General features: G+C 70.1%; 13 protein-coding genes and 6 tRNA genes. 14 read left to right on the top strand and 5 right to left on the bottom strand.

Translation table 11 applies throughout. The annotated features are described in order from the left end of the window. Positions 1-7 precede the first annotated feature (7 nt). Positions 8-1,228, bottom strand: a complete 1,221-nt coding sequence (locus FWJ67_RS07115) for an MFS transporter (RefSeq protein WP_414482660.1) — start codon at positions 1,226-1,228, stop codon at positions 8-10. 212 nt (positions 1,229-1,440) lie between these two features. On the opposite strand from FWJ67_RS07115, the gene FWJ67_RS07110 reads away from it, so the two are divergent. After that, complete coding sequence (locus tag FWJ67_RS07110; protein WP_304171627.1) at positions 1,441-1,917, top strand: Hsp20/alpha crystallin family protein; 477 nt, start codon at positions 1,441-1,443, stop codon at positions 1,915-1,917. Here the strand turns inward: FWJ67_RS07110 and FWJ67_RS07105 are convergent. The 4 genes from FWJ67_RS07105 to FWJ67_RS07090 all read right to left on the bottom strand — a co-directional run bounded on the left by FWJ67_RS07105 (position 1,898) and on the right by FWJ67_RS07090 (position 5,489). Next, positions 1,898-2,407 carry a flavin reductase family protein gene (locus FWJ67_RS07105; RefSeq protein ID WP_414481989.1) on the bottom strand — a complete coding sequence of 170 codons (510 nt, stop codon included), beginning with the start codon at positions 2,405-2,407 and terminating at the stop codon, positions 1,898-1,900. The genes FWJ67_RS07110 and FWJ67_RS07105 overlap by 20 nt on opposite strands. A 262-nt stretch (positions 2,408-2,669) precedes the next feature. Continuing rightward, a complete protein-coding gene (gene ligD, locus FWJ67_RS07100; protein WP_414481990.1) occupies positions 2,670-3,749 on the bottom strand; it encodes a non-homologous end-joining DNA ligase in 1,080 nt (359 codons plus the stop codon). Beyond that, complete coding sequence (gene ligD, locus FWJ67_RS07095) at positions 3,742-4,701, bottom strand: non-homologous end-joining DNA ligase (RefSeq protein WP_304171633.1); 960 nt, start codon at positions 4,699-4,701, stop codon at positions 3,742-3,744. Before ligD (FWJ67_RS07095) ends, ligD (FWJ67_RS07100) begins: the two co-directional genes overlap by 8 nt. Beyond that, positions 4,701-5,489, bottom strand: a complete 789-nt coding sequence (locus FWJ67_RS07090; protein ID WP_414481991.1) for a Ku protein — start codon at positions 5,487-5,489, stop codon at positions 4,701-4,703. Before FWJ67_RS07090 ends, ligD (FWJ67_RS07095) begins: the two co-directional genes overlap by 1 nt. A gap of 117 nt (positions 5,490-5,606) precedes the next feature. On the opposite strand from FWJ67_RS07090, the gene FWJ67_RS07085 reads away from it, so the two are divergent. From FWJ67_RS07085 to FWJ67_RS07025, 13 genes are all read left to right on the top strand, one after another. Further along, a tRNA-Val gene (locus tag FWJ67_RS07085) sits at positions 5,607-5,683 on the top strand. Positions 5,684-5,791: 108 nt separating this feature from the next. Next, a tRNA-Asp gene (locus FWJ67_RS07080) sits at positions 5,792-5,868 on the top strand. 5 nt (positions 5,869-5,873) lie between these two features. Continuing rightward, positions 5,874-5,949 (top strand) — tRNA-Phe (locus tag FWJ67_RS07075). 4 nt (positions 5,950-5,953) lie between these two features. Continuing rightward, a tRNA-Gly gene (locus FWJ67_RS07070) sits at positions 5,954-6,029 on the top strand. A gap of 40 nt (positions 6,030-6,069) precedes the next feature. Then, positions 6,070-6,145, top strand: a tRNA-Cys gene (locus FWJ67_RS07065). Positions 6,146-6,149: 4 nt separating this feature from the next. Continuing rightward, positions 6,150-6,225: transfer RNA gene (locus tag FWJ67_RS07060), tRNA-Val, on the top strand. Between the two features lie 115 nt (positions 6,226-6,340). After that, a complete protein-coding gene (locus FWJ67_RS07055) occupies positions 6,341-6,940 on the top strand; it encodes a DUF445 domain-containing protein (RefSeq protein ID WP_304171637.1) in 600 nt (199 codons plus the stop codon). Between the two features lie 384 nt (positions 6,941-7,324). Then, on the top strand, positions 7,325-9,244 hold the full coding sequence (gene thrS / locus FWJ67_RS07050; protein WP_414481992.1) for a threonine--tRNA ligase: 1,920 nt from the start codon (positions 7,325-7,327) through the stop codon (positions 9,242-9,244). Positions 9,245-9,392: 148 nt separating this feature from the next. After that, a complete protein-coding gene (infC, locus tag FWJ67_RS07045) occupies positions 9,393-9,977 on the top strand; it encodes a translation initiation factor IF-3 (protein ID WP_369686538.1) in 585 nt (194 codons plus the stop codon). 40 nt (positions 9,978-10,017) lie between these two features. Then, complete coding sequence (gene rpmI, locus FWJ67_RS07040; protein WP_304171641.1) at positions 10,018-10,221, top strand: 50S ribosomal protein L35; 204 nt, start codon at positions 10,018-10,020, stop codon at positions 10,219-10,221. A gap of 92 nt (positions 10,222-10,313) precedes the next feature. Beyond that, on the top strand, positions 10,314-10,676 hold the full coding sequence (gene rplT / locus FWJ67_RS07035) for a 50S ribosomal protein L20 (protein ID WP_304171643.1): 363 nt from the start codon (positions 10,314-10,316) through the stop codon (positions 10,674-10,676). A gap of 78 nt (positions 10,677-10,754) precedes the next feature. Next, entirely contained in the window at positions 10,755-11,585 is an 831-nt protein-coding gene (locus FWJ67_RS07030; protein ID WP_414481993.1) for a TrmH family RNA methyltransferase, read from the top strand. A gap of 73 nt (positions 11,586-11,658) precedes the next feature. Continuing rightward, the gene (locus tag FWJ67_RS07025; RefSeq protein ID WP_414482659.1) at positions 11,659-11,775 is read left to right on the top strand and encodes a YqzL family protein; all 117 of its coding nucleotides are present in this window, start codon (positions 11,659-11,661) and stop codon (positions 11,773-11,775) included. Positions 11,776-12,063: the final 288 nt, after the last annotated feature.

Genomic DNA, 12,063 nt, shown 5'->3' with positions numbered 1-12,063 from the left:
CGGCCGCTTAGCGGCCCTGCCCGTGGCGGCCGCCCACCGGCCGGCTATGGAGCTGGCGGCCCAGGAGGCGGCTGATGAGGACCAGGAGGATGAGGAGCCCCTCCAGGGTGAAGAGGCCCGCCCGCAGGCCCCACCGGTCGCCGGCGAAGCCGATCCACAGGGGGAAGAGGCTGGAGCCGGCGCTGGCCATGGCGATGAGGAGCCCTGAGAGGGCCCCGGACTGGTCCGGGTGCCGGTCGGCGGCCAGGGCCAGGGTGGTGGCGAAGAGACCGGCCGCCGCCAGACCCGTCAGCGCGATGCTTCCGGCGCCGGCGAGGCTGCCCCCGGCCAGGGCCAGGGGGAAGAGGAGGGCGGCCAGAAGCGCCTCCACCTGAAGGGTGCGCAAGGCCCCCCAGCGGTCCACCACCACCGAGGTGATCCAGCGCCCCGCCACCACTGCGACGAAGAAGGCGGTCACCACGTCGCCGCCCGCCGCCTCGGTGGCCTGCAGGTGCTCCTGAAGGTAGGCGGGCCACCAGGTGGCGACGCTTGACTCTAGAGCCACATAGATCATGAGGACGGCCCCCATCAGCCAGAGGGTCCCATCGGTCAGCAGCTGCCGCAGGCGGGATCCGCCCGCCGCCTCCCCGGCCTGGGATTCGGAAAGGCCGGCGGCGAGGGGGAGGGGTGGGTGAGCGAGGCAGCGGAGGCCGAAGAGGAGGCCCAGGCCCGCCACCAGACCGTAGGCCAGGGGCCGCACCGGGCTTCGACCCGCGGCAAAGAGGCGGGCGACCAGGAAGGGGCCCAGCAACGCCCCCATGCTGAAGTTGACGTTCAAGCGGTTGAGGGCGGCCGCCCGCTGGCGGGCGGCCAGGTCACTCACCAGGGCGTTGGCGCTGCCGTTGATGGCGCCCGAGCCCATGCCCAGGAGGAGGAAGGCCCCGAGGAGCAGGGGGTAGCTGGGAAGGAAGGCCACCCCCAGGGCCCCGGCCACCACCAGGCCGGCGGCCAGAGCCAGGAGGGGGCGCCGGCCGTACCGATCCGAGGCGGCCCCGCCCACCAGGGTGCCCAGCATGGAGCCCACGAACTGGCTGGTGACAAAAAGGCCCGCCTGGGTGTGGCTGAGGCCCAGGGCCTGCTGGAAGCCGACCAGGAGCGGCCCGAACAGGGTGCTGATCAAGCCGATGGTCAGGTAGCCCAGGTAGGCGGTCCGGATCCAGGAACCCCGCTGGGCCTCCTCGAAAGCCATCTGTTCCCCCCGAGGGTGAGCCTCCACCACGCGTCCCCCCACATCGCCGGCCGGGCCTGCCCGGCACCGGTGCCATCCATTGCCAGGCACCACTATAGTCCACGGCCGCCTCGCTGGCCAGTCCTGGCTGCTTGTGCCCCGGCCGGACCGGGCGTAAGATCGAAGAGGGGCCCCTGAGCGCCCCTGGGACGTTTGGCAAGGAGGCGATGGGTGTGGCACTCACCCCTTGGGACCCGCGGCGGAGGGGCCGCCGGTGGGGCCGGCCCTGGATGGACCTGGAACGCTGGCGGGAAGAGATCGAGCAGATGTTCGATCAGATGATGGCGCCCCTGGAAGACCGGCACGATCTCTTCTTCCGGGGCTGGCGGCCCGATGCGGACGTGGTGGAGCAGGAGGACGCCTACGTCATCCGGCTGGACCTGCCGGGCATCCGCCGGGAGGACCTGAGCGTCCAGGTCTTCGATGACCGGCTGGTCATCAGCGGCGAACGCCAGGCCGAGGTGCGGGAGGAACGGGAGCAGTACGTGCGGGCCGAACGGTACGCGGGCCGCTTCCGCCGGGTGCTGCCCCTGCCGCCCGATGCGGATGGGGACCGGGTGCGGGCCGTCTTGAAGAACGGCGTCTTGGAGGTGATCCTCCCCAAGGTGCCTGGCAAGGAGGGGCGGCAGATCACGATCGAGGAGGCGTGACCGTCAGCGGCTCCCCCAGCCGGTGGTAGCGGCTGGCGAAGAAGAGGAGCGGCTCCACCACCTCCTCCTCCATCCGGAGGTGGCGCACCTCCCCTACGAAGATGATGTGGTCGCCCGCCGGGTGGCTCTGGTAGAGGCGGCAGTCCAGCTGGGCTGCCGTCCCCTCCAACAGGGGGGTGCCGGTGGCGGCGGTGTAGAGCTGCAGGTCCGGGCTCAGTTCATCCTGGCTTCCGAACCGGCCGGCGAACCAGTCGGAGAGGAAGGCCTGGTCTGCCTTCAGAATGTTCACGCCAAAGGCGCGGAACTGGGGGATCCGCTGGCAGGTCCGGGCCTTCCGGCCGACCACCACCAACACCAGGGGCGGGTCCAGGGAGACGGACGCGAACGCGTTGGCCGTCATGCCATGGAAGTCCTCCAGGGTGCCCGTCGTCACCACGGTCACCCCGGTGGCGAACCGTCCAAGAACCTGGCGGAAAAGACGAGGTTCCACGACAGCAGCGGCTCCTTTCTGGGTCACACCGCCCATTCTATCACGGGCTCGCGGGAGCGGGTACTCGCTCCCCAAAGCGGCGAACCCTCCGCCCGTCAACCCTTCGCGGACCCACGCCCGTCACCTTGAGGTCCCCAGGCCCTCCCCGCGGCATAAGGATGAGCGGAGCCCCCAGACCAGGGAGGCAGGTGAAGCCCGTGCCCGTCTTCGATGAAGAGGTCCGGCTGGGGCCAGGTCTCTTCCGCTGTTACCGCCGGGAGGCTCAGACCCGGGTGGAGGGCGGCCGGATCCACCGCTTTGTCACCGTGGAGGAGCGGACCTTTGAGCTGGTGGACCTCCAGCTCCGGGTGGTCCTGGCGTACCCCGCGTCGGCCTGAGCCGCTCCCCCGTCCCGGGGCGCTATCTCGGCCAGCAGGTGGGGGGCCAGGATTTGAAGGGCGTGCTCCAGGGCCTGGGGCCTGGTGAGGAGGGGCCGCCACAGGTCCCCCACCTCCTGGAGCCGGGCCGGCATCGTCCGCAAGGGGATGGGCCCCGAGCCTCCGTCGGCCAGCTCCTCCCAGGTGACGGGGGTGGAGACGGGCGCGCCCGGCAAAGGACGGGGGCTGTAGGGGGCCACCACCGTCTTCCCCCGCAGGTTCTGCCCGTGGTCGATGTACACCCGACCCGTCCGGCGGCGGATGAGCCGCTCCTGGGTGATCCGGTCGGGGGCAAGGCGGACCAGGAGGCGGCCCAGGGCCTCCACGAAGCCCGCCGTCACCTGGTAGGTGTACCTCCGGGGCTCTAGAGCCAGCACCACGTGGAGGCCGCTCGCCCCCGAGTACTTAGGGAACCCTTCCAAGCCCAGCTCGTCCAGAGCCCGGCGGAGGAGGAGGGCGACCCGGCGGCTCTCGGCCAGCCCGCTGGGTGGGGCGGGATCCAGGTCGAAGACGAGCCGGTCGGGGAAGTCGGGCGCCTCGGCCCGCGCGTGCCAGGGGTGGAGTTCCAGGGCGGCCATCTGGGCCAGCCAGACCAGGTCGGCGGCCGAACGGGCCACCAGGTAGGGGATGGGCTCCCCCTCCCCATGGGCCACCGGGGAACGCTGGAGCCAGGAAGGCGCGTGCTTGGGCAGGCGCTTTTGGTAGAAGGCCTTCCCCCCAATCCCGTCGGGGAAGCGGGTGAGGGTGAGGGGCCGTCCGTCCAAGTGGGGGAGGAGGGCCGGGGCGACGGCGGCGTAGTAGCGGGCCAGCTCCAGCTTGGTGATGCCGCCGCGGGTGGCGGGGTGGGTGCCCGGCCAAAGGGGCTTGGCCGGGTTGGTGAGCCGGACGGGCCGGCCGGCCACCTCCAGCTCCACAGCCTTAGCCATCCTGGCCCACCTCCTGGGGGCTCTTGTCGGGCCGGAAGCCCTTGAGGCTGGCATGGCGGAAGAGGCCGGTCCGGGTCAGCTCCAGGTATTCCACCTCCACCACCAGCACCGGCCGGACCCAGAGGGTCTCGGCCTCGGCGGGAGGGCTGAAGATCCGGCCCCGGGGCAGGGGGAGGGGAACCGGAGGCTGGGGGGTGCGGAGCCGCTCCAGCAGGGGCCGGAGGATCCGGCCCAGCTTGGGGCTCAAGCCGCTGGCCACGTGGCCGGCGTAGCGCCAGCCCCCCTGGTGGGGGAGGCCCAGGGCCAGGGACCGGACCTGATCGCCCCGGACGGTGTACCCCAAGACCACCGCCTCCCGGGTGGGCCGGGCCCGGATCTTGAGCCAGTCGGGCGAGCGCCGGCCCGGCCGGTAGGGGCTGGCCCGGCGCTTGGCCATCAGCCCCTCCAGCCCATGGGCCCGCACGGCCTGGAAGAGGGCGGGCCCCGCTCCGGCCAGCACGGGGGAGAGCTCCAGCCGGCCAGAAGCCGGCAGGGAGCCGAGGAGGGCCTCCAGCCGCGCCCGCCGGGCGGTCAGGGGCAGGTCCAAGAGCGGCCGGCCCTCCAGGTAGAGGAGGTCGAAGGCGACCAGCCGGGCCTCCGGCGCGCCGGGCCGGGGCCGGCCCGCGGCCAGGCGCTCCTGCAGGCGGCTGATGGCGGGCCGCCCGTCCTCCAGGATGATCAGCTCCCCGTCCAGGATGAGGGGCTGGCCCTTGGGCAGGAGCCGCTCCAGCCCGCCCAGCTCGGGAAAGGCCTGGGTGAGGCTCCGGCCCCGGCGGCTGAGGAGGCGGGTGGCGCCGTCCACGTAGGCCAGACAGCGGAAGCCATCCCACTTCACCTCGTAGAGGTACTCCCCACTCTCCGGAACCTTGCCGGGAAGGGCCAGCATGGGCTTCAGCGGCGGCAGGGCGCTCATCAGGAGGGGCTCACCGGCTGGGGCTCCAGCTCTTGGAGGCTCTTCTCCAGGGCGGCCAGGAGGTCGGAGACGGCCGGCTCCTCCTGGGGCGCGGCGGGACGGACGGGGGCCTCGCCCCGCAGCTTCCGCTCCAGAAGCTCTTGGAAAGCCGCCTGCCATTGGTTGGGGAACCGGTCGGGCTGGAAGGGCTGGGTCATCTGATCCACCAGCTGGCGGGCCAGGGCTCGCTCCTGGGGCTCCACCCGGATCTCGCCGGGCAGGGCCAGGCTCTGGGGCGAGCGGATCTCCGCCGCCTCCCAGAGGGTGTGGAGGCGCAAGAGGCCCCCGCGGCTGGCCACCGCGGCCAGCCACTCCCGGGAGCGGAGGAGGACCCGGGCCAGGCCCGCCCGCTGGGACTCTTCCAGCACCTGGGAAAGGAGGCCGTAGGCCCGGGCCCCGCCTTCGGCCGGCTCCACGTAGTACCCCTTTTGGTAGTAGAGGGGGTCCAGCTCCGCCAGGGGGACGAAGCTCAGTAGCCGGATGGTGTGGGCCGAGGGGAGGGGGAGCGCCTCCAGCTCCTGGTCCTCCACGGTGACAAAGGAGCCGGGGCTGAACTCGTACCCCCGGATGATGGCCTCGTTCTCCAGCTCCTGCTGGCAGTGGGGGCAGTACCGCCGGGAGGTGATGGGCGTGTGGCAGAGCCGGTGGAGGAGGCGGAACCGGGGCCGGGACTCCTGGGCGGCCGGGTAGAGCTTGACCGGGATGTGGAGCAGGCCGAAGCTGATGGCGCCTTTCCAGATGCTCCGCATGGGCGTCCCTCCCCCGGCTAGTCTGCCCGCCCGCGTGGGGACCGCGCAGGAAGGGGCTGGACGAACAGCGTTCCAACCCGTATAATTGATGACGCCAGCAGCCGACGGCCGGAACGGGCGGGGTTAGCTCAGCTGGTCAGAGCGCCACCCTTACAAGGTGGAAGCCGCAGGTTCGAGTCCTGCACCCCGCACCAGCGCCAGCCCACCGGCCGACGGGGCCGGCAACGGGAAGCAAAAGACCCCGTTGACCTGGCGAGCAACCCATGCTATAATCGGCATCGCTGGCTTGGCAGTAAGCGCATGGAGCCGTGGTGTAGCTGGTTAACACGCCGGCCTGTCACGCCGGAGATCGCGGGTTCGAATCCCGTCGGTTCCGCCAGTCCTGCCAAGGTAGCTCAGTTGGTAGAGCACGTGACTGAAAATCACGGTGTCGCCGGTTCGATTCCGGCCCTTGGCACCAGCGAGCGGGCGTAGCTCAGTTGGTAGAGCACAACCTTGCCATGGTTGGGGTCGCGGGTTCGAGTCCCGTCGCCCGCTCCAAACTTTCTTCCTCGGGGCGGCAAGTTTCCGGAGGATACGGGGCGGCATAGCCAAGTGGCTAAGGCGGGGGTCTGCAAAACCCCTATTCCCCGGTTCGAATCCGGGTGCCGCCTCCATCGTGGGAAGGTAGCTCAGCTGGTAGAGCACGTGCTTGACGTGCACGGGGCCCAGGGTTCGAGTCCCTGCCTTCCCACCAAAGGCACCGCATGCTGCGGTGCCTTTCTCCTATTCGGCCTCTGATCGAACCAGCCTCCGAAAGGAGCTAGCCTCCGGTGGAGGCACCGAGCGCCCTGGGGAGAGGGGACACCGCCGTGATTTCGTGGATCCTCCTGCCCCTGGCCGGCGCCTTCATCGGCTGGATGACCAACCTCCTCGCGGTCCGCATGATCTTCCGGCCCCGGGAGCCCCGCCGCATCCCCCTTCTGGGCCTCACCATCCAGGGTCTCCTGCCCAAGCGCCAGGCCGATCTGGCCCGGAGCATCGCCCAGGTGGTGGAACGGGATCTCTTGCCCATGGACGAGCTTCTGGCCCTGGTGGGGGTGGATCGCTACCAGGAGGCGATCCTGGACCAGGTGCTGGCCCAGGTGGACCAGCGGGTGGCCGCCAGCTGGCCCCGCTACCTCCCCCAGGCCCTGCGGGAGGCGGTGGCCGGGTACCTGCGGGCGGCCGTCGCGCGGGAGACGGCCATGATGCTGGATCAGCTGGGGGCCCGGCTGAGCGAGGACCTGCGGGAGCGGGTGAAGCTTGCCCCCCTGGTGGAGCGCCAGGTGGCCCAGCTCCCCACGGACCAGCTGGAGCAGCTGGTCTGGCGGGTGGTGGGGCAGGAGTTCCGCTGGATCGAGTACCTGGGGGCGATCCTGGGCGGGCTTTTGGGCCTGGGCCAGGCGGCCCTGCTGGCGGTGGTGGGGTGAGGCGTTCCCTTCCGACAAGGCCCAGCGGCCCTCCCTTGACAGACAGGGAGGCCTGCACCTATAATGCCGACCAAGATTGAATCACCTTCGTGGCGATGAAGAGGCGAGTAGGCCCGATCCCGGCCGCCCAGAGAGGGTGCCCGTGGCTGGAAGGCACCCCGGCCGACGGGACCGAAGACCACCTCGGAGCCTCCCGGCGATCCCGCGTGAGGGGCGGGCGAAGTCGGGCGGCGGCGGGCCGATAACCCCGCAGCGAGGGGGTGCAGGGGCACCTGCACCAACGAAGGTGGAACCGCGGGAGTCAACTCTCGTCCTTTGGGGGCGGGAGTTTTTTCTTTCTCACGGGTCCTGTGCAGTGCCGGAGAAGGGTGGAGGTGTCAGGAGATGGCAGAGCAGCAGGCGGCAACGGTCCAACTCACCCTGGCTGACGGCTCGGTCCGGGCCTTCCCGGCCGGGGTCACCCCCCGGCAGGTGGCCCAGGAGACGGGCATGCCCGTGGACGAGCTGGTCTGCGCCACCTGGGATGGGGAGCTCATCGATCTGGACAGGCCTCTGGAGACGGACGGGCGCCTGGGGTGGGTCGACGCGGCCAGCGACCAGGGGCTGGAGGTGATCCGCCACTCGACGGCCCACCTGATGGCCCAGGCGATCAAGCGCCTCTACCCTGAGGCCCAGCTGGCCATCGGACCGCCGGTGGAGAACGGCTTCTATTACGACATCGACCTGGAACGGCGGCTCACCCCCGAGGATCTGGAGAAGCTGGAGGAAGAGATGCGCCGCATCGTGGCAGAGGATCTGCCCATCCGCCGGGAGGTGGTGGCCACCGACGAGGCCCGCCGGCTCTTCCAGGAGTTGGGTGAGTCGTACAAGCTGGAGATCCTGGCGGAGATCGACGACCCCACCGTCTCCCTCTACCGGCAGGGTGAGTTCGTCGACCTGTGCCGGGGGCCCCACGTGGTCTCCACGGGCCGCCTGGGTGCCTTCAAGCTGCTCAACGTGGCCGGCGCCTACTGGCGGGGCGATGCCCAGAACAAGCAGCTCCAGCGGCTCTACGGGACGGCCTTCCCCACCCAGGAGGGGCTGGAGGCGTACCTGCAGCTTCTGGAAGAGGCGGAGCGCCGGGACCACCGCCGGCTGGGGCGGGAGCTGGGGCTCTTCAGCCTAATGGAGGAGGCGCCCGGCTTCCCCTTCTTCCACCCCAAGGGGATGGTGATCCGCAACGAGCTGGAGGCCCTCTGGCGGCAGGAGCACATCCGGCGGGGGTACCAGGAGATCCGCACCCCCATCCTCCTGAGCCAGGAGCTCTGGCTCCGCTCGGGCCACTGGGACCACTACCGGGAGAACATGTACTTCACCCAGATCGATGAGCGGCCCTTCGCGGTCAAGCCCATGAACTGCCCGGGCCATATCCTGCTCTACCGGGAAGGGGTGAAGAGCTACCGGGATCTGCCCCTCCGCTTCTGTGAGCTGGGGCTGGTCCACCGCCACGAGCTGTCCGGGGTGCTCCACGGGCTCTTGCGGGTCCGGGCGTTCACCCAGGACGACGCCCACCTCTTCGTCCGTCCCGACCAGATCCAGGAGGAGGTGGAGGGCGTCCTGGAGCTAATGGACCGGATCTACTCCCTCTTCGGCTTCAGCTACCAGCTGGAGCTCTCCACCCGGCCGGAGAACTCCATCGGCACCGACGAGATGTGGGAGCAGGCGACCGGCGCCCTGCGGCAGGCCCTGGAGCGCCAAGGCCGCCAGTACCGGGTGAACGAAGGGGACGGCGCCTTCTACGGGCCCAAGATCGACTTCCACCTGCGGGACTCCCTCGGCCGGACCTGGCAGTGCGGCACCATTCAGGTGGACTTTGCCATGCCCGAGCGCTTTGAGCTGGAGTACGTGGGGCCCGATGGGAACCGCCACCGTCCCGTCATGATCCACCGGGCCATCTACGGCTCCTTGGAACGGTTCATCGGGATTCTCATCGAGCACTACGCCGGCGCCTTCCCGCTCTGGCTCGCCCCTGTTCAGGGGGTGGTCCTGCCCGTGGCCGAGGCCCACGCTCCCTATGCCCGGCAGGTCTGGGAGCGCCTCCGGGAGGCAGGCTTCCGGGTGGAACTGGACGATCGGGATGAGAAGCTGGGCTACCGGATCCGGCAGGCTGAGGTGCAGAAGGTGCCCTACATGCTGGTGGTGGGCGGCCGGGAGGCGGAGACGGGCCAGGTGACCGTCCGCCGCCGGGGCGAGCGGGAGCAGGTCACCCAGTCCCTGGAAGAACTGGTGGCCACCTGGCGGGAGGAGGTTGCGGCCCGGCGCTGAAGGTTGAAGAGGCTGTGGGGGAAGGGGGCCCTGCAGGCGCCCTCTCCCTTCGTTGACGCTTGTTTACGCCCTGTGGTATACTCAGGCAGGTCGCCACTGTGCGGCTCGCCGGGAGGGCGTTGAGATTGTTCAGGGGTGGTGACGGTCTATCAGCAGCAGGGAGTTGCGCGTGAACCGGCAGATTCGCGCCCGTGAGGTGCGTCTCGTCGGACCGGACGGAGCCCAGTTGGGCATCATGAGCCTTCGCGAGGCGCTGCGGCTGGCGGAGGAGCAGAACTTGGACCTGGTCGAGGTGGCTCCCAACGCGAAGCCGCCCGTCTGCCGGATCATGGACTTCGGGCGCTACCGGTATGAGCAGCAAAAGCGCGAGCGGGAGAACCGCAAGCGGCAGAAGACGGTGACCATCAAAGAGGTCCGGATGAGCCCGAAGATCGAGGAGCATGATTTTGCTGTCAAGAGCCGCAACGCCCAGCGCTTTCTCCAGGCAGGCGACAAGGTGAAGGTGAGTGTGCGTTTCCGGGGTCGGGAGATTGTCCATTCGGACCTGGTCAAGAAGATGCTCGACCAGCTGGCGGAACAGTTGAGCGAGCACGGCCAGGTGGAGCTGCAGCCCCGCCTGGAAGGGCGGCAGATGATCATGATTCTGGCCCCCAAGCCCAGCACCGCCCCTGCCCAGAAGTCCAGCGCCAAGTCCGGCGCGAGCGCCCAATCCAGCGTGACGGTGCAGCAGTAGCTGCAGCCATCGGAGGAGCGGCCGGGCGAGGAGGTTCACCATGGCCAAAGTCAAGATGAAGACCCATCGGGGCGCCGCCAAGCGGTTCCGCATCACCGCCAAGGGAAAGGTGCGGCATAAGAAGGCGTTCCGGAGTCACCTGTTGGGCCACAAGCCCATGGATCGGAAGCGGGCCCTGCGCACGCCCGGCATGGTCGAAGGCCGCGACGCGCAACGGGTGAAGAAGCTTTTGCCCTACCACTGAGGCACCTTTTGAGGCAAGGCGCGGGAGGGCCAGCCTTCGGATGAAGGACGGCCTTCAACGCGCCGGCATGGACCGCAGGAAGGGGAACGAGGATGGCACGGGTCAAGGGAGGGCCGACGACACGTCGTCGCCGGAAGCGGATCCTGAAGCAGGCCAAGGGGTACTGGGGGCGGAAGAGCACGCTCTACCGCGTGGCCAAAGAGCAGGTGATGAAGTCCCTCCAGTACGCCTACCGCGACCGGCGGACCCGGAAGCGGGATTTCCGGCGTCTCTGGATCGCTCGGATCAACGCCGCCGCCCGGATGAACGGCCTCACCTACAGCCAGTTTATGGACGGCCTGCGGAAGGCGGGCGTTGAAGTGGACCGGAAGATCCTGGCCGACTTGGCAGTGAACGACGCGGCGACCTTCAGCCAGCTGGTGGAGACGGCCAAGGCCGCCCGGGCCCAGGCCTAACCCTTCCGCCACGCTGAGGGGAAAGAGAGCTCCGGACCGTTCTGGCCCGGGGTTTCTTTTTGTCTGGATGAAGGAAAGGTGGGAACGGCCACGCCCACGGAGGGACCCCTGCTGACCAGCCCCCACAATCCCGTGGTCCGGGCGGCCCGGGCCCTGCAGACGCCCCACGGCCGGCGGAAAGCCCGGGCCTGCCTCATTGAGGGCCGGCGCCTGGTGGAGGAGGCCCTCCGCCAGGGCGCGTCCATCGAGCGGTGCTTCTACGTGGAGGCGGTCATGGACGGAGGCCTGAGGGAGGCCCTCCGCCGGGCGGGCGTCCCCCTCCACCCGGTGACGGAGCCGGTCCTCCGGAGCCTGGCCGAAACGGCCACGCCCCAGGGGTTGGTGGCGGTGGTCCGGCGGCGCTTCTGGAGCCTGGATGAGGTCCTGGAGGTCCCGGAGCCCTTCCTCCTCATCTTGGACGGGGTCCAGGAGCCGGGGAATGTGGGGACCCTGCTCCGGGCCGCCTGGGCGGCCGGGGCCGACGGCGCCATCTTCCTGCCGGGAACGGCGGACCCCTACCAGGGGAAGGCGATCCGGGCCTCCGCCGGCGCGCTCTTCCGGCTCCGTCACACCTGGCACGGGGATCCCGGGGATCTGGCCGAGGACCTTGCCCGCCGGGGGGTTCAACTCTGGGTGGCCGAGGCCGCGGGCGGAGAGCCGCCCCACCGGGTAGACCTGCGGGGGCCCACCGCCCTGGTCTTGGGCAGTGAGGCCCGAGGGGCGTCGGCAGCCATCCGGGCCCGGGCCCAAGCCCTCACCATCCCCATGGTGGGCGGGGTCGACTCCCTCAACGTCGCCATGGCCGGCGCCATGCTCCTGTACGAGCGGTGCCGCCAGCGGGGCTTCTTGCCCCCCTCAGGGCCCCGGTAAGCCCGAGGAGCGGCCCGCCGCCTTCCTTGCTCGCCCTTCGCGGCCCATGCTATAATGGGGCCGTCCACAGCGGGTGAGGAAGGGTGGATGCCGGGTGCTCGCGGCCGATTTCTTTTGGAGGCTCTTCGAACGGACCGGGTCCATCGTCGCCTATCTGCTGTACCGGCAATCCAGGGCGATGGTCAACTGACCGTGCTGGCAGGCGATGAAGGAGAGAGTAGTCCGGAGCGGCTCCTCGCCAGGGAGGGTGGGCCGTCGACTGAGAGCCCCCTGGGGAACACCGGATGAAGTTCACTCCTGAGCCGGCCGCTGAAGGCCCGGGGTCGGGGAGCCCGGGTTGGGTAGGCGGTCCCGGAAGCCCGCCCGTTACGCGGGTAGGGGCCAGGCCCGGAAGGTGGGGCCGGCCCCGTACGAGGGAGCCGCGTGCATGCGGCTAACCAGGGTGGTACCGCGGAAGCCATCTTCCGTCCTTGGACGG

Source organism: Limnochorda sp., from assembly GCF_047459355.1.
Taxonomy (GTDB): Bacteria; Bacillota; Limnochordia; order Limnochordales; family Limnochordaceae; genus Limnochorda.
The sequence above is the reverse complement of the archived record's forward strand: the minus strand, read 5'-3'. Positions and strand labels throughout refer to the sequence as shown.